Source organism: Halomonas sp. AOP30-A1-24, assembly GCF_052378165.1.
Classification (GTDB): Bacteria; Pseudomonadota; Gammaproteobacteria; order Pseudomonadales; family Halomonadaceae; genus Vreelandella; species Vreelandella citrativorans.
Genome location: NZ_JBQSXL010000009.1, coordinates 73,747 through 92,972, shown reverse-complemented (window position 1 = coordinate 92,972; position 19,226 = coordinate 73,747). Strand labels below are relative to the sequence as shown.

The window sequence follows — 19,226 nt, the reverse complement described above, 5'->3', positions numbered from 1 at the left end:
CTTAACCTTTCGCTGTTTAGATCAAGGAGAGAATGACATGCGTCTGCTACTCGCCCTGCTACTGCCGTGGCTTCAGTTCTTTACCATCGGTCGCCCTTTTGCCGGGCTTATCTGCCTGGTACTCCAGCTTACTATCATTGGCTGGGTGCCCGCGGCGATCTGGTCTGTCTATGCGCTGAGCCAATATCAAACCGATAAAAAGATTCGTAACGCTTCCGGCAGATAGTCCTCCTGCCCAGCACCTTAACTATCCCGCCCAGTAAGGCGGGATAGTGCTTTATAACGCCCATATACGTGCTCCCCTTCTGACAACGCCAATCCTCGATAGTCCCACCAAAACGAAAAAGTGAAACGCCCTGTTCCATAACACGGTAACGACAGCGCCTCATTTTTTTGCCAATATGAGAAATAGTCTCATATAAAACTTTTTCTCATAAAAGGAATACCCATGAAGCCCAAGGTTCTCGTCACAACACTGCTTGTCACAGCGGTTAGCTCTGTTGCTCATGCCCAGGAACGTATTGCCACCTTTGATTTAGGCAGCCTGGATACGCTGGATGCACTGGGTGTTAGTGACCAAATCGTGGGGATTCCCAAACAGATTCTGCCCGACTACCTGTCAACCTATAACGACGACGCGTATACCGACCTTGGCGGCTTACGCTCTCCTGACCTTGAAGCCGTTGCCGCAAGCGAGCCCAGCCTTATCCTTTACACTGGCCGTCAAGGCGAGTGGGAAGCGGAGTTCGAAGAGATCGCCCCGGTGCTCAATACCAGCCTACAGGGCGATGATTACTTGGTAGCCTTTGACGACAACGTGCGCCAGCTTGCCAGCCATGCCGGTGTTGAAGAGCGCGCTGAAGAAGCACTAAAAGAGCTGCACACCGATATTGAAAACCACCGCCAAGCGCTGGATGAAGCGTTGCGCGTACTGGTGGTTACCTCCAATGACGGCAACCTAGGGTTGAACACCCATCCGGTCGTCCATGACGTACTGGGTATCAACACATTAGAAATGCCAGATAGTGTTACCAGCATAACGCGCGGTAGCCGCACCTTTACGCCGCTGACGATGGATGCCATTGGTGAAATCCAACCCGACGTATTGCTGGTGGTTGACCGCAGCGCCGCCATTGGTAACGACGCCGCTGATACCGATGCGTTAACGCAAGCGCTAGCAGACGCGGGCACACCGGATACACGCCTGGTCGTACTGCCCCCGGCCCTTTGGTACTTATCAGGCGGCGGCCTGCAGAGCCTGAAACTGCAAGTTGATGAGGTCGTTGAAGCGCTATAAGCGTCTACCACGATGCATGACCAAGCCCCCGTGTCGCTAGACCGGGGGCTTTTCATTAGGTATCAATGCTTAACGTATACAATGGAGCGCACCAGTCACCCGGGCGGCGTATGTCCGTTGGTTTGGCGACCAACGTGCCCATTTATTGTGATGAGTCGCTTTTGGCGTATAACGAAGCACTGCCGCCGCAAGCTCCTCCAATAGTGCCTGTCCCAAACGGCTTACCGAACTGGTAAATGCCGATTGGGTCGATTAAGCAGCACGCTCGATAAGGTTTTACTTGGCCTCTAGCTGCGCATTCACAATCGGCGTAAGATAGGTAGGCTGCTATGCAGCAATGTTCTCAGGGCGGGGTGAAAGTCCCCACCGGCGGTGATGGTACCTTTCCTAACGAAAGCGGCCTAAGCCCGCGAGCGCTCTCACTGGTCTGCCCGTGAGAGGTCAGCAGATTCGGTGAGAAACCGAAGCCGACGGTGATAGTCCGGATGAAAGAGAACGGCATCCATTCAACGGCGTTATTCCACGGTGAAAGCCCCCTGGAGGCGTACGTTATGCCTATGGCGGATGCCGAATGCCCTGATTCTGGTACCACTTATCCAAGAGAATGACCATGAATCAGACCTTTCCTTTAACACTCTCCTCACATACCACGTCCCAGCGCATTGCGTTTATCCAGGGCCATTGGCACAACGATATCGTCGGCCAGGCCTACCAGGCATTTATTGAGGAAGTGGAGCGCAACGGTTTATCTGCTGACCAGGTGGATACGTTTACCGTTTCAGGCGCCTATGAAATTCCGCTGCAAGCCAAGGTACTGGCTGAAAGCGGCCGCTATGGCTCGATTGTCGGTGCTGGCTTTGTGGTAGATGGCGGCATCTATCGCCACGACTTCGTCGCTCACGCGGTCATCGACGGCATGATGCGCGTCCAGCTCGACACCCAAGTGCCAGTCATTTCGGTGGTGCTCACGCCGCACCATTTCCATGAGCACAGCACTCATCACGACTTTTATTTCCAGCACTTCCTGACCAAAGGTAAGGAAGCCGCCAGTGCGTGCCTGAACACCATGGAAAATCTGCACCGCGCACGCAAACTTAGCGACGCGTAAGCACTATCCTGGCCCGGCGAATGCCGGGCCAAGAGCCCCATCAGCGAACGTAATTCTCTGCTTGATTCTCCTGCTCTACTCACGCCTCATTCACATCCAGCAGATAGCTATAAAACGCCGTGTTGCGCTGCCAGCCAAGCGTTTCATACAGGTGCTGCGCGCGCTTGTTCTCCACCTGCGTCATCAGTACCAGCCTTGCGACGCCGTGGTCCTGGGCCAAATCGGCGGCGGCGCTCATTAGCGCCCGGCCTACGCCTTGGCGGCGATACTCAGGCAGCACGTAAAGATCGTTCAACGTCCATCGTGCATTCATGCCTACCGTCGATAAGCCGGGAAAAAGCTGCACAAAACCGCTGATTGTTCCCTGCGCCTCTTCACTCACCAGAATGAACGAGTCGCCCAACCCAAAGCGCTGATTTAAAAAGTAGCGGGCGCCCTTTAGGTCGCTTTGTTGCTGATAAAACTGGCGATAGTCATCCAGCAGCACGCTAAGCGCGTCCAAGTCATCAAGTACGGCAGCCCGAACATTATTCACAGTGGCGCTCCTTAAAAAGAGGTGGGAATAGGCAAGTCTCTCGTTATAGTGGCTCTTGGTGAAGGACCAGTTTATTAAATAGCGAGGGAACCAGTGAAGCAGCGAACGCCGTCGAGTGAATGGCTTATTGATGCCTTGGCGCTACAGATTGGCACCCAAGAGACCACCACGCTGGTACATCAGCTTTACAGCGCGTTGCGCCGTTGGATTCAACACGGCGAACTGGCCGCCGGGAGTCATTTGCCCTCTTCACGGCACCTAGCGCGCGGCTTGGGTATCAGCCGTAATACCGTATTAGCGGCAATGGACCGCCTGCTAGCCGAGGGGCTAGTGGTTTCTCGGCGGGGCGCGGGCATGTATGTGGCCAACTTGCCTACGCTTCCGACTCATCCCAAGCCACTTTTGGAAGCGGCGTTTAGCTACTCAACACGTGGGCAGGCGCTGATTGACCGCTGCGGCACGCTAAGCCAGCACTATCAAGCGTTTGCGCCGGGCGTGCCGGGGCTGGATCTGTTCCCCCACGCTCAGTGGCAACGCCTTTTAAGGCGCCACTATCGCCAGGCCGATACGGCATGGCTTTCCTATCAAACGCATGGCGGCTTGCCCGCGCTGAAAGAGGCATTGGGTGATTACCTGATGCTTTCCCGCGCAGTGCGCTGTCACCCTGAGCAGATTGTGATCACGCAAGGCGCGCAGCAGGCGTTCGAGCTGGTGGCCCAGCTGCTGACCGATAGCGGCGACACAGTGTGGATGGAAGAACCCGGCTACGGCGGCGCGCAAACCTGCTTTTTGGCAGCGGGACTGAACATTATCCCTGTCCCGGTGGATGAAGAGGGACTAAATCCGTTGCTTTGTCCAGCTAATACGCCTTCGCCGCGGTTGATCTACGTGACGCCCTCCCACCAATACCCGAGCGGCGTTACCATGCCGGTTCCACGACGCTTGGCATTACTCGAACACGCCGCCAGGCACGGCGCCTGGGTTGTTGAGGATGACTACGACAGCGAGTTTCGCTACGACACGCCGCCCACGCCGTCGCTTCAAGGTTTATCGGAACAGGCGTCGGTCATCTATATCGGCACGTTCAGCAAGGTGCTCTATCCAGGGCTTAGGCTGGGTTATATCGTGCTGCCCGAGGCGTTGGCCGATACGTTTCGGTTGGCTCACGCTCGCCTGCACCGCGAAGGCAACTATCCCATTCAGTCGGCGCTTGCTGAGTTCATTGCCAAAGGTGACTTTTCACGCCATATCGCCCGAATGCGCATGGGCTATCGCCAGCGCCAAGCCTGCCTGCGCCGTGCACTGGCCCCTGCTATTGACGCCGGTTTAAAGCTCTCCTCAGGCCATGCGGGGATGCATCTGGTCGCCGAGTTGGATACTTTAAATCAGGAAACGCGCCTGGTTGAGCTGGCCCAACAGGCACACATTACGCTCCCCCCACTCTCCCGGTACTATCTGGGGAAACCTCAGCGTGCGGGGCTTGTGCTGGGCTATGCGGGTGCGACGGAGGATGAGCTACTACGTGCGGGCCGCTGGCTCAGCCACGCATGGCTAAATCTAACATCGTTATAAATTCTGACATTTTTATAACTAAAACAGGGGAATCACTATGGCGAACGAATTTATCGCCCCCGATGGGCACGCCCGCTGCTACTGGTGCGGCGGTGCACCGGAGTTTCTGCCCTACCACGATAACGAGTGGGGCTTTCCGGTTGATAACGATCAGCGCCTGTTTGAAAAGCTCTGCCTGGAGAGCTTTCAGTCCGGCTTGAGCTGGCGGACGATTCTCAACAAGCGCGAGAACTTTCGCGCGGCCTTTCATCACTTCGATTTTCATCAGGTCGCGCGTTTTGATGAGTGTGATGTGGAGCGATTACTGCAAGACGCGGGCATTATTCGCCATCGCGGCAAAATTGAGGCGGCGATCAATAACGCGCAACGGGCACAGGAATTAGTCATACAGGAAGGTTCGCTGGCGGCATTCTTCTGGCGCTTCGAGCCAGCACATGATGCGTTAAAAGCGCCGCAAACCCAGACCGTCTCGCCTGAATCCATCGCGCTCTCCAAAGCGCTGAAGAAACGCGGCTGGAAATTTATAGGCCCCACTACGGCCTTTGCGTTGATGCAGGCGATGGGGCTGCTCAATGACCATTCGCTGACCTGCGTAACACGTGAACGCGTAGAGCAGGCACGCTTGCAGTTTCAGCGGCCCGTCTAGGGCTTCTACATACGTTAGGACGCCAACAGTCGCCTGGCGGACGGCGTCAGAAACGGCCATGCTTAGAGCAGCTCAACGGCCTGCGTATTCTCGGTATGCCTTCTTGTAGTAGTGTATCGACTGACACGCTTATCTATACACCAAACAGCAGCAGAACATAACGTTCTCAACGGGGTTTAATGTGGCTCAACCGCTCTCTTCGCAAGCAGACTCTCACGCATCGCGATGCAAAGCATGGAGCGTACATGCTCTCACCGCTAGCGGCGTACTACTGGGCGTCATGGCGCTATTCGCTTTGATCGACGACAATCCGGTGGCTTGCCTGCTCTGGCTGGGGGCGGCGATGATGGTAGATGGCTTCGACGGCACGTTGGCGCGCAAGTATGAAGTGAAAACCATCCTGCCGCACTTCGATGGCTCAACACTGGATATGGTCATTGATTACCTTACCTGGGCGTTTATTCCCGCCCTGTTTATCTACTACTTTATCGATTTGCCGACCGGTTTTTCACTGCTGGCGGTGTTTATTATCCTGCTTTCGTCGATGTTCTGTTTCTGCAACACCAATATGAAAAGCCAGGATAACTATTTTGTTGGCTTTCCGGCCGCCTGGAATATCGCTGCGGCCTATTTCTACATTCTCGACTTCCCGCCTTGGCTTACCTTTGCCGCCATCATCGTCCTGGCCATTCTCACCGTGACCCGCATGAAGTTCCTGCACCCCTTCCGGGTGCGCAAATTTATGCCGCTTAATATCGCCGTTACGTTGTTGTGGTGCCTCTGTGCAACGCTTCTTATTCTCCCAAGCACTGAGCATGCCGTTTGGGCACTATGGGGATGGGGCGTCGCCTCGGTCTACTTTTTTGGCATGTGCTTATGGCGGACAGCCCAGGAGTGGTTCGTCTGAACCCGACATTGGTTAACAAGGAGGTAGCACGATGTCGCTAACCCCGACTCAGGAGAAGAAATTCAGAGCCCTGGCGGCAGACATCGAAGGAATTGATGTCGAGGTCTACGAGCGTTTTGGGCGCGACCCATTGGCGCCGATCATCGGCCTTGGCAAGCCGAACCTGCGCATCGGCTTTTTTGGCCGCGACCCAGGTCGCGACGAGGTGCGTCACGGCGAGCCGTTTATCGGTGCCGGTGGTCAGTTGGTCAGAAAAGCGCTTTATGAGCAGCTCTACGGCGAGACGATGCCGGATTTTGAGGCATCAAAAGCCGTGGGCGAGCACTTTTTCTGGATCAATACCGTGCCCTACAAGCCCCTAGGCAACAAGGCGTGGTCGATGAAGGTTAAGCGTCACTTTCACGGTTTAATGAACGAAGTGCTGATATCGCGCTGGGAAGGACGAACGCTGATTACGCTGGGCCGAGAAGCGTTCCTGTGGTTCGGTATCGGCCGCTCAAAAGAGGAGCGTGCGCGCCTGGAAGCCTTCTGGAAGCAAGAGGACCGCTTTGAGAGTAGCATCGAGGTGACACTAGAAGATGACAAGGGCGCAGCGCAAACCTTTACGCTCTACCCGCTGCCGCACCCCTCGCCGCTCAATCAGACCTGGTATGCGCGTTTTCCGGGCCTCTTGAAACAGCGCCTGGAACAGCTGGACGTGCGCCAAGACAACCTCACCCTGTGACAGCGGCCTATTTAAAACAACATCTAAAGGGCACCGCTATGAAACCCAAGATCAGCCTGATTACCCTCGGTGTGCATGACCTAAAGCGCGCCATCCAGTTCTATCGGGACGGCCTGGGACTGCCAGAACACGAGACAGACAGCGACGAGGTGGCCTTTTTCAAGATGGAAGGCGCCTGGCTATCGCTCTTTCCCAGAACGTCATTGGCTAAGGATATCGGCATTGCCGACGACTCAAAAGGTGGTTTCAGCGGTATCACGCTGGCCCACAACGTCGCCAGCCAAGAGGCCGTTGACCAAGTGCTTCAACAAGCGGTTGCCGCAGGCGCCGAGCTAATCAAACCAGCAGAAGAAGTGTTCTGGGGCGGTTACTCCGGTTATTTTCGCGACCCGGAAGGCCACTACTGGGAAGTCGCCTACAACCCCTTTATGGATCTGACGTGAGTTACTAGCCCAGAGGTTCATCCCCCGCGCCTGCGGGGAGTGGATAAAAGATAAACTCAACATTATTGTCCCTCTTATCTTGAGTTTTCGCACGGGCAAACTCGTATGCCATTTCAAAACAATCGCGAGCGAATCGACGGGCGAGTTGGTTGAACAATTTTGCCGTGTTGGACCAGCAGTCGCTCCGAGGGCGGTGATGCTACAGCGGCTGCAGCATTGAGTGCGTCCACAATCACGAAACTCGCCTCGTCACCGATCGCGAATCCCGGTAGCGCACGACCAATCGCCCTTGCGGAGTCCACCGAGATCATGTCAAGAGCGACACCCAGTTGTTCGTCGGTATAAAGACCGGAGCGGTAGCCGATCAGCATCGCGCGTTCAAGCAAATCACCATTGCCGTAAGGCCACCACGCATCGCGAATATTGTCATTGCCCGCGAATACATGAACGCCTTCCGCGCGTAGTACGTCGATCGGTGGGAACGGATGATCTCCCGGCGCATTGGTTAGTATAGAAACGCCCGCTTCGGCGAGGATCGCCGACACACGACGTGCCTCATCACGGCTCACATCGCCAAGTGCGTAAGCATGGCTAATGGTAACGAGGCCCGACATACCGGCTGCTGCCGCTCGTGCGGCAATACGCTCAATCTGCTTGATACCGCCTGCGCCGTGCTCATGCAAGTGGATGTCGATTTTCGCACTGTGGCGCTCGGCCGTACCAAACACCACATCAAGATGCGCATCTGCATCACCGTCAAACTCGGTAGGATCAAGCCCGCCTACCACTGTCGCGCCTTCACGCATGGCGGCATCGAGCAGATCCGCTGTACCGGGACTAGACACAATGCCAGCCTGCGGAAAAGCAACGAGTTCTACATCGACCCGGCCCTTCCACATCTCGCAGGCGGCTACGACTGCATTCAGATTATCGAGTCCGAGCACTGGGTCGATATCAACGTGACTGCGCATTGCTACCGTGCCAAAAGAGTGAGCCTGCGCGAGCAGTGCCTCAGCGCGTTCAACAACCGGCAATGCGCTGGATAGAAGGCACTTTTCAACGTCAAGCCGCTCACGAAGGGAGCCAACCGGACGATGAGGAAACCAACCGTCGCCAACAAAGCTCTTATCGAGATGAATATGGCCCTCCACAAAAACGGGAAGGACAGTCAGTCCATCAAGATCGATTTTTTTGGCGTCGGTTGAGACAGTATCGATAGGAACGAAGCACCCATCGCGCGTGGCGAGATCACTTTTGTTGCCATCAGGGGTCAAAGCGTTGGCGTAAATGCATTCATTCATATCAGTGTGTTTCCAATTCTGGTTTTGGAGTCATACGACTAAGCTCTGCTCAGGAGGAACTGCTCGTGCCTCCGATAGAATCAGGACAGTGCTATTTTCCTCGAAGAGGTAAATCAACGATCCAATCGATAAAATGCCAAGCGGCTGCGACAGCTCGGCTGATCACTTTGCCATCCGTGACCAGCACGGCACCGAATGGACGCCCTCCATTGGCAACATTCTTGTGGGCAAGATTGATCGCCTCGTCCAGATACGCCTTGTCATTCATTTCGCACCCGCCTGTTCTAGCAAACTAGCGATGTCAGCATATCCGCGTTGTCGCGCATGTTGCAGCGGCGTGATCCCTTCCCTATCAGCCAGGTTCACGTCCGCGTTGGCGTCGACCAGCAGCCCCACAATCTCTCCGTATCGCGGTCCGCCATCGCCGAGGATGATAGCCTCCAGCAACGCCGTCCAGCCGAGGTTGTTGACATGATCAATATCCGTGCCGGCCTCTATTAGGGTTCGAACAGTCTCCACATGCCCCCGTTCCGCCGCAGGAATCAGCGCCGTACCTCCATAGCGGTTGACACTCGCCAAATCAGCGCCATGGGATAGCGTCATCTGCAGTATTTCCAGATGTCCGCGCGCGCCCGCATAGAGGTAGGGACTATCTTCGATGTCGTCTTTAGCGTTCACATCAGCCCCGGCGCTAATAAGTAGACGAGCGGTCTCAACTCGGTTCGCATGGGTTGCAGCGAGTAATGCTGTCCGCCCACGACTATCCCGCGCGTCGAGCGGTATATCGCTGTCGATCATTTCTCGAACACCAGCGATATCATCGTTTTCAGCAGCGGAGATCAGCAAAGGATTAGCCTGAGCGACAGGGACTCCGCCAAAAGCAACGGAATCGATCATGGTTATACATCCTACGAGGAGTGTGAAGGCGAAAGTGGCCTGTAAACGGCTGCGCATAAAAGTCCCTTCTTGCTGATAAAAATCATAGACAAAAATATAGTGGACAAAAAAGTCATTTGGAAATTAAATATCTGAATGAAAACCAGTGATAAATCGAATAAGCCGTTCAACTCCGACCTGTTGCGCAGTTTCGTGGCGGTAGTCGACACGCGCAGCTTTACAGCCGCAGCACGGCAATTGAACTCAACTCAATCAACGGTCAGCCAGAAGATAATGAGGCTGGAAGAGGTGGCAGGCGGGCTTTTGATTGATCGCGGACGCAATAGCATCACACCCACCGAGGCGGGCGAGCGACTGCTGGGTTATGCACGTCGTATCCTGGCACTGAATGCGGAAGCTGCCGCCGTCGTGTCTGGAGTAGCGCGTCATATCACCCTTCGGCTCGGTCTGCCCGAGGATTTCGCTTCGGGCCGGGTGACACAAGTACTTGCGGCGCTTGTCCGGCAGCATCCGAACTTGAAGCTGGAAGTTACCAGTGGTCTGAGCCGCAATCTATACGGTGCCTATAATCGAGGGGAGCTGGATCTAGTTCTGGTCAAACAGCATCGCGGCGAGGCCCGCGGAGTAATGCATTGGCCCGAGCCGCTGTCCTGGTATCAAAGCAAAAATCATGCGCTGGCCGATTGCGACCCGCTGCCGCTTGTTGCCTTTCCTTCGGATGGATTGTATCGCGCCCAAATGATTACTGCCCTCGATAACGTCAGGCGCGGATGGCATCTTGTTTACACGAGTTCCAGCCTCGCCGGCCTGCTGAGCGCGGTCAATGCCGGTCTCGGGATTAGTCTTCTTCCAAGGCGCGTGGTCAACTCGGGCATGCAAGAAGTTCCGACCTTGCCTGCTGTTGACGCCATGGAAATCGCAATCCACCAAGCGGACCAGGACAGTCCTTTCGTATCCGAGATCATTCAGATACTTGCGGATGAGGTTGAGCGATAGGCCTCTTAGGGATGGTGGTGCCATCGGACGTCGAAAATATAGAAGACTCATTCATCTGAACTGACCCCAAAACTTGGACAGTAAAACACTAAGCGGATAAGGCCTGAGTTCGGTACTGCACCGGGCTCAGGCCTCTTAGTTTGGACTTGATGCGCTCGTGGTTATAGTAATGGATGTAGTGTCGGATGCCCGCCTGTAATTGCTCAATCGTGTCAAAGCGGTTCAGGTAAAAATATTCTGACTTCAGCGTTCCAAAGAAGCTCTCCATCGCGGCATTATCTAGACAATTCCCCTTGCGTGACATGCTCTGGGTCACGCCCTGCTCGCCCAGCTGTCGCGGGGCCTCGCGGCTGTACCCGCTCGCGCAGGTAGCCACGGATGCGCTTGGCCTCAACATGACCCAACTTCTTCAGCTGCTTGTGGGCGGCCCCCGTCAGCTCAATTTTCCAGCCCAAGATCACGCTCCACGTCATCCAGGGAGTGCGTGGTTTCCTCGCCACGACGCAGACGCTCCAGGGTCTGCTCGGCGAGGTAAACGTCCTCGAGGTCATCGAGGTGCTTGAGAATAGCTTCACGGGCGTAATAGGTCTTGGTGCGGCCGGAGGCCTTGGCCAAGGCCTCCAGGCGCGCTTCGATGTCGCTGGGCAGTCGTATTGCCAACATGATGGTCTCTCCTGGAGATTTGATATACACGTATAGTATGCGCCGCGATCAGCGTTTCAATCAGCATCAAGACCCATCATTTTCAGTGATTTCTGTCTTATCTTGAGTTTGGTTCATCCCCACGCCAGTGAGGAACGTATCTCCATGAGCCATTAGGACGTTCAGGACTTGAGTTCATCCCCGCGCCTGCGGGGAACGGTTGACGGATGACGTTGTTGAGCTGTTCCTGAGCGGTTCATCCCCGCGCCTGCGGGGAACGGAGTATTGCCATCTAGCTCAGGCGGCAGCGTGCCGGTTCATCCCCGCGCCTGCGGGGAACGGGATGCGTTGGCATAGGGTGTCGTAGCTTTCAGCGGTTCATCCCCGCGCCTGCGGGGAACGGAAGCGGAAAGCCTGGAGCAGCTGCAAGAGTTGAGGTTCATCCCCGCGCCTGCGGGGAACGGGAGACTGGGGCACTTGCCCCCTACCTCTGGTGCGGTTCATCCCCGCGCCTGCGGGGAACGGTCCAGGCTGACTTTACGGAAAGCGTGAATCACCGGTTCATCCCCGCGCCTGCGGGGAACGGATCGTCGTGGGTGGCGTTCAGGCTGCCAATCACGGTTCATCCCCGCGCCTGCGGGGAACGGGCAAGGGTGCGGACGGGTGGCCGCCTCCCAATCGGTTCATCCCCGCGCCTGCGGGGAACGGCAGGAACAGGTTTCCAACAGCTAGCCCACCATCGGTTCATCCCCGCGCCTGCGGGGAACGGTTGTTTAGCTTGTCGCGTTGTTCTTGCAATCGCGGTTCATCCCCGCGCCTGCGGGGAACGGTGGGTTTCCATCGTCATCAACAAGTATTTCAACGGTTCATCCCCGCGCCTGCGGGGAACGGTGGTAAATGCCAGTAGGGATAATGCCGGTAAACGGTTCATCCCCGCGCCTGCGGGGAACGGCCTATATTGCTGTGCCCAGATTGTGCCAGAGACGGTTCATCCCCGCGCCTGCGGGGAACGGCGTTGCTCCCGAGAAAAACAGGTCGCCTAACCCGGTTCATCCCCGCGCCTGCGGGGAACGGGCGCTGAATCTCGCGGCCGTCGGTGGTAGCGCCGGTTCATCCCCGCGCCTGCGGGGAACGGGCTCATACCACTGTTGAATAGTCAGGTGTTCAGGGTTCATCCCCGCGCCTGCGGGGAACGGCAGCGTCCGAAATGCGGAAAGAAATCACAGAACGGTTCATCCCCGCGCCTGCGGGGAACGGTTGATTAGGCGCTGCCAAGACTGATTCATGTGCGGTTCATCCCCGCGCCTGCGGGGAACGGGTTAAGTGCCAGACGTTAATCGGCTCCATGGGCGGTTCATCCCCGCGCCTGCGGGGAACGGTCCTGCAGATAGCTGCTCAGACCGCCGTGCTCCGGTTCATCCCCGCGCCTGCGGGGAACGGCAGCGTCGTGTCTGATTTTACTCATTGAATGGCGGTTCATCCCCGCGCCTGCGGGGAACGGGCGTGTACAACGTCGGCTTGCGCTGGAAAAGGCGGTTCATCCCCGCGCCTGCGGGGAACGGCATTTGGCCTCCCATGGTAGCGTCAGCCAATTCGGTTCATCCCCGCGCCTGCGGGGAACGGCTGCACAGCGAGATGTGCCAAACCTTGGCAGGCGGTTCATCCCCGCGCCTGCGGGGAACGGCAGCATTTCGCGCCAGAACACGTCTTCGGTGACGGTTCATCCCCGCGCCTGCGGGGAACGGTGATCGAGATCATGAGAGAGCAGGCCCGTACACGGTTCATCCCCGCGCCTGCGGGGAACGGTTCGACCCCTGGCGGCCGCACCAGTCGCGTGGCGGTTCATCCCCGCGCCTGCGGGGAACGGTCTAAATGTCTCTTCTACTATTGGCTCAGTCACGGTTCATCCCCGCGCCTGCGGGGAACGGAAGAGGAAGGCGACTATATCAAAGGCTTTTGCCGGTTCATCCCCGCGCCTGCGGGGAACGGTCTCCACTGTGCCGCCTGGCATGAGCGTAATGCGGTTCATCCCCGCGCCTGCGGGGAACGGCATGGATCAATGCCTTGTGTTGGGTCGTCTTGCGGTTCATCCCCGCGCCTGCGGGGAACGGCATTTTCAACATAAACATAGTTTGCCTTACAGCGGTTCATCCCCGCGCCTGCGGGGAACGGGGAGCCACCATGGCGCTTAAAACGCACGCAGCCGGTTCATCCCCGCGCCTGCGGGGAACGGGCCGACAGCTTCCATTAACTCAAGGTTAGCGGCGGTTCATCCCCGCGCCTGCGGGGAACGGTCATCGGTCAGGGCGCGATGCTCATCCCATGGCGGTTCATCCCCGCGCCTGCGGGGAACGGTCAGCAATCTCTTGAGCACTAATGCGATAAAGCGGTTCATCCCCGCGCCTGCGGGGAACGGTCGTCCGCCATCGCTCTGTGAGCGTCCCAAGGCGGTTCATCCCCGCGCCTGCGGGGAACGGCAGTTGAACGCCAAGCGTGAGCCATCGTCTTGCGGTTCATCCCCGCGCCTGCGGGGAACGGCTGACGCCGCTGAGGAAGTCGATTTGTGGGATCGGTTCATCCCCGCGCCTGCGGGGAACGGACAAGCAGCCTTCCAGAGATGCACCAGAAGGGCGGTTCATCCCCGCGCCTGCGGGGAACGGTTTTCATTGCGCTGGCGCTCGACTTCTTGCAGCGGTTCATCCCCGCGCCTGCGGGGAACGGGTCGAGACAGACATAATCGGCAAGGCTTTCGCCGGTTCATCCCCGCGCCTGCGGGGAACGGTTATGGCGCAGGCTGCAATAATGGTGCTGTTGGCGGTTCATCCCCGCGCCTGCGGGGAACGGTAAGTAATGATCGGCGATGATGACTGGGATAGCGGTTCATCCCCGCGCCTGCGGGGAACGGCAGCTCAACGCTTCGGAAGACCTGATTGGCACCGGTTCATCCCCGCGCCTGCGGGGAACGGGGTTATGATTTTAATATATTTTTATTTTTATACGGTTCATCCCCGCGCCTGCGGGGAACGGTGAAAGCCAGCGGCAAAAACGAATCAGGAGTCCGGTTCATCCCCGCGCCTGCGGGGAACGGCCAATTATTCCCATCACCAAACAGGTTGAAGTCGGTTCATCCCCGCGCCTGCGGGGAACGGCCCTAGAGATCCAGCGGCCTGAGTTACCAAGCCGGTTCATCCCCGCGCCTGCGGGGAACGGGTTGTTGAGTATTTCAGCTTCCAACTGAACGGCGGTTCATCCCCGCGCCTGCGGGGAACGGGCCCCCATTATCGCCGCACCGTTAGCTAGCATCGGTTCATCCCCGCGCCTGCGGGGAACGGGCACTAATCAGCGTCGCTAAAAAGCTGCGCGCCGGTTCATCCCCGCGCCTGCGGGGAACGGCTTGCCGATGAAGCACAGCAAGCGGCGGATCTCGGTTCATCCCCGCGCCTGCGGGGAACGGCAACACAAAGCAGCCAAACGACCAGCTAAACGCGGTTCATCCCCGCGCCTGCGGGGAACGGGCGGGCGTTTTCCCAGAGCGCATCAATCACGACGGTTCATCCCCGCGCCTGCGGGGAACGGGTGCTTCACCGCGTAGGCTCCAATTTCGAGGGCGGTTCATCCCCGCGCCTGCGGGGAACGGTTTTCCAAGTCGCTGCTTAGCGCGTCGAAGCGCGGTTCATCCCCGCGCCTGCGGGGAACGGTGGCATTGCAACGTCCTCGATGCCGAGCGTCACGGTTCATCCCCGCGCCTGCGGGGAACGGGCTGCTCGTTTGATAGCCTGCCCTTTCTTGAACGGTTCATCCCCGCGCCTGCGGGGAACGGGTGCTGCAAGCTGTCGATCTCAATGAGCATCACGGTTCATCCCCGCGCCTGCGGGGAACGGTCTTTGATTCCGATATTTTTACAATGGTGTCCCGGTTCATCCCCGCGCCTGCGGGGAACGGACCGGGCGTCGGGTGTCACACCTGCTGTTCACCGGTTCATCCCCGCGCCTGCGGGGAACGGTCTTCGTCATGAGGCCGCACGCTCACATAGTCCGGTTCATCCCCGCGCCTGCGGGGAACGGAAATACCCTCCATCATTAGCCAGGGTGAAAATCGGTTCATCCCCGCGCCTGCGGGGAACGGCTTTGTAGTCATGCGTCTGCGAGACGAAACCGCGGTTCATCCCCGCGCCTGCGGGGAACGGTCTAATTGTAGTCAATTGTTTTCAAAAAGAAAAATCGCCAGCAGAAAATACACCGGTGATTTTGATCATTTTTTGAACAGCTCTATATTATTAAAGAGCATTAAAAACAGTCACTTATCCTTAGGCGGCAAAAAACGCACCAAGCGTAGTCCGTCATGGTCGATGGGGACGCGGCGGTTATCGCCGAAGGTCTGAAACTCGAAACCGGATTCGTGATTGCTGGCCCAGGCCATGGCGACGTTGCCGCCCTCCTCGGCCAATACCTCGATCTGCTCCCAGATCATTTCGCGGATACGCTTACTGACATCCCCTACATAGACACCGGCGCGAATCTCCAGCAGCCAGACGGCGAGCCGCCCACGCAAGCGGGGTGGCACGGCTTCGGTGACGACGACGAGCATGGCCATGTTAATGACTCCTGTGGCCGCTATCGCCTATCGATGCCGGCTCGGGGATGGCCGGCGGCACGGCATCGGCCGGGGGTGGTGGCGGTTCGATCTCGCCTGCCGCCAGCACCTCTTCGATCATGGGAATGATGCGCTGGAGCAGCCGGGTCTGCTTGAAGGCATCGCGGCAGGCAATGCGCACCTCGCGTTCCGGCATCGGCGGGCTCTTGGCGGCGACACGGAAGGCGGCCGGGACCACGGTCTCGAATTTGACGATATCGGCGATGTCGTAGACGAAGCTCAATGGCTTGCCGGTATGCAGAAAGCCAATAGCCGGGGCATAGCCCGCGGCCAGAATCGCTGCTTCGGTAATGCCGTAGAGGCAGGCGGTGGCGGCCGAGAGGCACTGGTTGGCCACGTCCGAGGCGTCCCACTGCTTCGGATCGTAGCGCCGCCCCTGCCATTTCAGGCCATACTGCTTGGCAAGCATCTGGTAGGTCTTGCGTACTCGCGCGCCTTCAATGCCACGTAGCTGTTCGACACTACGCCGGGAAGGCGGCTCCTCGCCAAAGCGCAGCTCGAACATCTTGCGTACCACCTTGAGCCGCAGGCTTTCATCCAGCGCCAGCTGGGCCTGATAAAGCAGCTTGTCAGAGCGGGCGCCACCTGGCTGCCCGGCGCTGTAAAGGCGCACGCCTGCATCGCCCGCCCAGATCAACAGTGTACCCACTACCGACGCCAGCTTGATCGCCGCGTGAGAAACCCGAGTTCCAGGTTCCAACAGCAGGCAGGCCACCGAGCCCACGGGAATATGCATGCGCTCGCCGTTGACCTCGTCGATGACGACGAACGCGCCGTCGCGCACGTCGATCTGGCCCATGCCGACGAAGATCATCGACATGCGATCCTTGAGAGGAATGGGTTTGAGGGGAATGAAGCTCATGAGTCACTCCGGTACGCGACGTAGCAGCAGCATTCCGCAGCCAAATGCCCTAGCGCGGCCGATGCCTTGCTGCAGAGCGTGACCGAGACGCTCGGGATCGACCACCTCCAACAGGCCTTCGTAATCCACGCTAGAGTAGCGGATAGGTTGCCCGCCCTCTTTCTTGCTCAGCGCGTGCTGGCGATAAGCACCTACTTCTGGCTTGACCGGCAGCGTGAAACCGAAGCTTTCAGCACGGCTTTTGAGCCACTGGCGCGCCGCAGCGTCCATCGCCTCGACGCAGGCCTGGCTCGTGCGCTCCCCTTTGGGGAAGGGGTAGCGCGCATCCATCAACACATCGGCGCGGCGAGAGCGACGGCCCTCGCCCACCGGTTTTGCGATGGTAGGGTTAGCACGCAGACGAAAGGCCAGTCGTTCACCTGCAACGAGCTGAGGCGAGAACGCCTTGCACTGCACCTCAAACCCATCCATGGTTTCCGGAGCTTGGGTCGAATAGACATAAAAGCGCGGCAGCCCGGCACTCTTGCCATTGGCGTCTTCTTCCATTTCCTGACGAAAGATGAACGGCCGCCCGCCTGGGGGCACATCGGGAAACAGCCGCCAGAGCAATTGATGGGCGGTATAGGCGCCGCCTTCCAGCACGTCGAAAAGCTCGGCGCGGTTAAGACAGTTGAGATCCAGCCTGACACTTGAAAGATACATTAGCGCTCTCCTTTCAGCGTTTCGATGCGCCGGTTTTCCAGGCGAGGGCCGAACTGCCAGCGACGCCGATTCAGCGGCTCGTCCCACACCTCGCTGGCCTCAGAAGCCTCTGCACTGCCGTCGAGCGCGGCGGCCTCGCCTTCCCACGCGTAAAGTATCTCGTCAGGCAGGCGCAGCAGGCGCGCATCCTTCTCCTCATTCCCCACCAGCGCCAGCCAAGTGCGCGCCGGGTCCAATGCGCTTTCAAAACAGTGATCCAGCGCCTGGCGCCAGTGGCTGGCCTCGACCACGGTCGGCACCAGTGGCGCGGCTAGAGGACACGCCTTGCGGCCGAGATAGAGCGGAAAGCGGGGCTTTTCCAGCGCTGCCTTGAGTTCATCGAGCGACCAAGTGGCCTTAGCTGTGAGACGCACCGCTACGCTCCACAGTCCATCGCAGCGGTAATCTCTTGAGGAGAGAATGGTGTTGAGCGCCTCCTTGGCCACCGACAGTTCCTCGCGGCGCGAACGGTGGGCCACCTTTGATTGCGAAGACGGCATCTGCACGGTGTGATAGTCGCGCATTAAAAGCCCCGGCGAGCGCTGTTTGACCGCTACCTGAAGCCCTTCGCGCAGGCGGCGCTGACCGTCATCGTCGTCGCGCTTGATGCCGAGCGCCGCCCCGATCAGCCCCAGAATGGCGCTACGGCTTGGGTAGGTGGCCGTTGGCCGCGTCTCGCCAACGGCGGCCTCGCCCCAGCTCGCCATGGGCGCATAGAGGCGAAAAACCAGATGGTGTGGCATATCGCCTCCGCTTAGTCGTCGCCCTTGAGGAAGGTCAGCAGCTCTTGGAGGCTGCCTTTGACGACATTGCCTTCCAACTTGGTGCTGTCATATTCCGGCGTCGCCGAGAGGATAAAGCGACGATCGGCCCCCGCACCGTAAGCGTCATCGAACGCTTGGGCTTGGGTTTCCAGTTTTCTGATCGCTTCGACGCCCTGACCTTCGCTCATGACAGGCTGCAGAAACGATACCGACAGCGAACGCGGCTGCTGGTCGCCCTTTTCGGCCAAGACGTAGCTGGCGTGAGCGCGGGAGCCGAAACTGTTCTGCTTGCCCTTGGGCGAGATCTTCACGGCGGACTCGACCAGCGCGCCGATAGCGCGGTCGGCCAGTTCTGTATTGCCTTGGAGGTTCTCGACCAGCAGGTCCCGGTCGATACAGAGGTAGAGGTAGAACAGCCCGGCGGCGAACCCGGCCTCGCCGATATGTGCCGCACCGCGGTCTTCATCGCCTGAATTGAGATCATCGACGGCGGTAAAGTAATCGTCCTCGACCTCGGCGGCGTGCACGGTAATAGCGTGGGCGACCTGGCAGGCCGCTTCGACGTTGTAGCTCGGTGCTGCGGCAAGCATCCGCCCAAACAGCGCCACATCAACGGCGGTGGGGCGCCGGGCAAGCAGGCCCTTGAGTTCGTCGTCGGTCGGCTCGCGCTTCTCCGCGGCTAGGGTATCAGCAAGCGCTTCCAACGCGGCCACTTCTTCCGGCCCAACGTGGACCAACTGCTCGATTTCGTACTCGTGTTTTTCGCCCTTGTCGACCTTGCGCAGCTTGCCGAAGACACCGGCGATCTTCTCCGCACTGTTACCGGCCACTTTCTCATCGGCACCGGCGTTTTTCATGCGATCAAATACTTGCTTGCCCAGGCGCTTGGTCCGCATGCCCTTGTGGCTATCCACCGCCTCTTCGAACAGATCGGAGGTGCGCCAGTTGCGTTTGAGACTTTGCGAAGAGACGCGCAACCGCCGGGCGCCGCCCATGAAGGCCGTCTTGGGGCGGCCCAGGTCGTCGCGATTGAGGTTGGAAGGCGGATAGGACGTAAGCAGGTGAAGCTGGATAAAGTGGCTCATGATGGGTTCCCTGAATAAAAAATGTGCCGAATGCCGAAAAAGTGATTGTTGAT

General features: G+C 58.3%; 20 protein-coding genes, 1 pseudogene, 1 CRISPR repeat array and 1 riboswitch. Of the genes and pseudogenes, 9 read left to right on the top strand and 12 right to left on the bottom strand.

The window, feature by feature from the left end; genetic code table 11:
- Window positions 1-37: 37 nt before the first annotated feature.
- From ACT3TJ_RS07190 to ACT3TJ_RS07180, 3 genes are all read left to right on the top strand, one after another.
- Complete coding sequence (locus tag ACT3TJ_RS07190) at window positions 38-226, top strand: YqaE/Pmp3 family membrane protein (RefSeq protein WP_172117904.1); 189 nt, start codon at window positions 38-40, stop codon at window positions 224-226.
- 222 nt (window positions 227-448) lie between these two features.
- Window positions 449-1,297 carry an ABC transporter substrate-binding protein gene (locus ACT3TJ_RS07185; protein WP_193056684.1) on the top strand — a complete coding sequence of 283 codons (849 nt, stop codon included), beginning with the start codon at window positions 449-451 and terminating at the stop codon, window positions 1,295-1,297.
- Window positions 1,298-1,632: 335 nt separating this feature from the next.
- Window positions 1,633-1,798: riboswitch (FMN riboswitch) on the top strand.
- A gap of 109 nt (window positions 1,799-1,907) precedes the next feature.
- Window positions 1,908-2,405, top strand: a complete 498-nt coding sequence (locus ACT3TJ_RS07180; RefSeq protein ID WP_193056683.1) for a 6,7-dimethyl-8-ribityllumazine synthase — start codon at window positions 1,908-1,910, stop codon at window positions 2,403-2,405.
- 79 nt (window positions 2,406-2,484) lie between these two features.
- Here the strand turns inward: ACT3TJ_RS07180 and ACT3TJ_RS07175 are convergent, their stop codons facing one another.
- Window positions 2,485-2,940: a GNAT family N-acetyltransferase gene (locus ACT3TJ_RS07175; RefSeq protein ID WP_193056682.1), complete on the bottom strand. Its 456-nt coding sequence runs from the start codon at window positions 2,938-2,940 to the stop codon at window positions 2,485-2,487.
- Window positions 2,941-3,033: 93 nt separating this feature from the next.
- Here ACT3TJ_RS07175 and pdxR point away from each other — a divergent pair, with 93 nt between their 5' ends.
- From pdxR to ACT3TJ_RS07150, 5 genes are all read left to right on the top strand, one after another.
- Window positions 3,034-4,512 carry a MocR-like pyridoxine biosynthesis transcription factor PdxR gene (pdxR, locus tag ACT3TJ_RS07170; protein ID WP_444621556.1) on the top strand — a complete coding sequence of 493 codons (1,479 nt, stop codon included), beginning with the start codon at window positions 3,034-3,036 and terminating at the stop codon, window positions 4,510-4,512.
- Window positions 4,513-4,549: 37 nt separating this feature from the next.
- The gene (locus tag ACT3TJ_RS07165) at window positions 4,550-5,158 is read left to right on the top strand and encodes a DNA-3-methyladenine glycosylase I (protein WP_193056680.1); all 609 of its coding nucleotides are present in this window, start codon (window positions 4,550-4,552) and stop codon (window positions 5,156-5,158) included.
- A gap of 181 nt (window positions 5,159-5,339) precedes the next feature.
- Complete coding sequence (pcsA, locus tag ACT3TJ_RS07160) at window positions 5,340-6,065, top strand: phosphatidylcholine synthase (protein ID WP_287076878.1); 726 nt, start codon at window positions 5,340-5,342, stop codon at window positions 6,063-6,065.
- Between the two features lie 31 nt (window positions 6,066-6,096).
- Window positions 6,097-6,789, top strand: coding sequence for a uracil-DNA glycosylase family protein (locus ACT3TJ_RS07155; protein WP_193056679.1), 693 nt, complete (start codon window positions 6,097-6,099; stop codon window positions 6,787-6,789).
- A gap of 38 nt (window positions 6,790-6,827) precedes the next feature.
- Entirely contained in the window at window positions 6,828-7,232 is a 405-nt protein-coding gene (locus tag ACT3TJ_RS07150) for a VOC family protein (RefSeq protein WP_193056678.1), read from the top strand.
- 113 nt (window positions 7,233-7,345) lie between these two features.
- On the opposite strand, the gene ACT3TJ_RS07145 is transcribed toward ACT3TJ_RS07150, so the two are convergent.
- The 3 genes from ACT3TJ_RS07145 to ACT3TJ_RS07135 all read right to left on the bottom strand — a co-directional run bounded on the left by ACT3TJ_RS07145 (window position 7,346) and on the right by ACT3TJ_RS07135 (window position 9,430).
- A complete protein-coding gene (locus ACT3TJ_RS07145) occupies window positions 7,346-8,533 on the bottom strand; it encodes an amidohydrolase (RefSeq protein ID WP_444621557.1) in 1,188 nt (395 codons plus the stop codon).
- Window positions 8,534-8,624: 91 nt separating this feature from the next.
- Window positions 8,625-8,801, bottom strand: coding sequence for a hypothetical protein (locus ACT3TJ_RS07140; RefSeq protein WP_172117896.1), 177 nt, complete (start codon window positions 8,799-8,801; stop codon window positions 8,625-8,627).
- The gene (locus ACT3TJ_RS07135; RefSeq protein WP_444621558.1) at window positions 8,798-9,430 is read right to left on the bottom strand and encodes an ankyrin repeat domain-containing protein; all 633 of its coding nucleotides are present in this window, start codon (window positions 9,428-9,430) and stop codon (window positions 8,798-8,800) included. Before ACT3TJ_RS07135 ends, ACT3TJ_RS07140 begins: the two co-directional genes overlap by 4 nt.
- Before the next feature lie 135 nt (window positions 9,431-9,565).
- Here ACT3TJ_RS07135 and ACT3TJ_RS07130 point away from each other — a divergent pair, with 135 nt between their 5' ends.
- Window positions 9,566-10,426, top strand: a complete 861-nt coding sequence (locus tag ACT3TJ_RS07130) for a LysR family transcriptional regulator (protein WP_087110977.1) — start codon at window positions 9,566-9,568, stop codon at window positions 10,424-10,426.
- Window positions 10,427-10,514: 88 nt separating this feature from the next.
- Here ACT3TJ_RS07130 and ACT3TJ_RS07125 read toward each other — a convergent pair.
- The 8 genes and pseudogenes from ACT3TJ_RS07125 to cas7e all read right to left on the bottom strand — a co-directional run.
- Window positions 10,515-10,748: pseudogene (locus ACT3TJ_RS07125) on the bottom strand (transposase); the annotation flags it as partial.
- Window positions 10,702-10,881 carry a type II toxin-antitoxin system RelE family toxin gene (locus ACT3TJ_RS07120; RefSeq protein ID WP_444621622.1) on the bottom strand — a complete coding sequence of 60 codons (180 nt, stop codon included), beginning with the start codon at window positions 10,879-10,881 and terminating at the stop codon, window positions 10,702-10,704. The pseudogene ACT3TJ_RS07125 and the gene ACT3TJ_RS07120, both read right to left, overlap by 47 nt.
- Entirely contained in the window at window positions 10,865-11,089 is a 225-nt protein-coding gene (relB, locus tag ACT3TJ_RS07115) for a type II toxin-antitoxin system RelB family antitoxin (RefSeq protein ID WP_087110975.1), read from the bottom strand. The genes ACT3TJ_RS07120 and relB overlap by 17 nt, the downstream gene beginning before the upstream one ends.
- Window positions 11,090-11,259: 170 nt before the next feature.
- Window positions 11,260-15,254: direct repeats of the CRISPR family, unit length 29 nt; unit sequence CGGTTCATCCCCGCGCCTGCGGGGAACGG.
- Between the two features lie 110 nt (window positions 15,255-15,364).
- Window positions 15,365-15,661 carry a type I-E CRISPR-associated endoribonuclease Cas2e gene (cas2e, locus tag ACT3TJ_RS07110; protein WP_193056677.1) on the bottom strand — a complete coding sequence of 99 codons (297 nt, stop codon included), beginning with the start codon at window positions 15,659-15,661 and terminating at the stop codon, window positions 15,365-15,367.
- A 1-nt stretch (window position 15,662) separates the two neighbouring features.
- On the bottom strand, window positions 15,663-16,583 hold the full coding sequence (cas1e, locus tag ACT3TJ_RS07105; RefSeq protein WP_444621559.1) for a type I-E CRISPR-associated endonuclease Cas1e: 921 nt from the start codon (window positions 16,581-16,583) through the stop codon (window positions 15,663-15,665).
- Between the two features lie 3 nt (window positions 16,584-16,586).
- Window positions 16,587-17,285, bottom strand: a complete 699-nt coding sequence (gene cas6e / locus ACT3TJ_RS07100) for a type I-E CRISPR-associated protein Cas6/Cse3/CasE (RefSeq protein ID WP_441677434.1) — start codon at window positions 17,283-17,285, stop codon at window positions 16,587-16,589.
- Window positions 17,285-18,067 carry a type I-E CRISPR-associated protein Cas5/CasD gene (gene cas5e / locus ACT3TJ_RS07095; RefSeq protein ID WP_441677432.1) on the bottom strand — a complete coding sequence of 261 codons (783 nt, stop codon included), beginning with the start codon at window positions 18,065-18,067 and terminating at the stop codon, window positions 17,285-17,287. The genes cas6e and cas5e overlap by 1 nt, the downstream gene beginning before the upstream one ends.
- An 11-nt stretch (window positions 18,068-18,078) precedes the next feature.
- On the bottom strand, window positions 18,079-19,173 hold the full coding sequence (gene cas7e / locus ACT3TJ_RS07090; protein ID WP_444621560.1) for a type I-E CRISPR-associated protein Cas7/Cse4/CasC: 1,095 nt from the start codon (window positions 19,171-19,173) through the stop codon (window positions 18,079-18,081).
- Window positions 19,174-19,226: the final 53 nt, after the last annotated feature.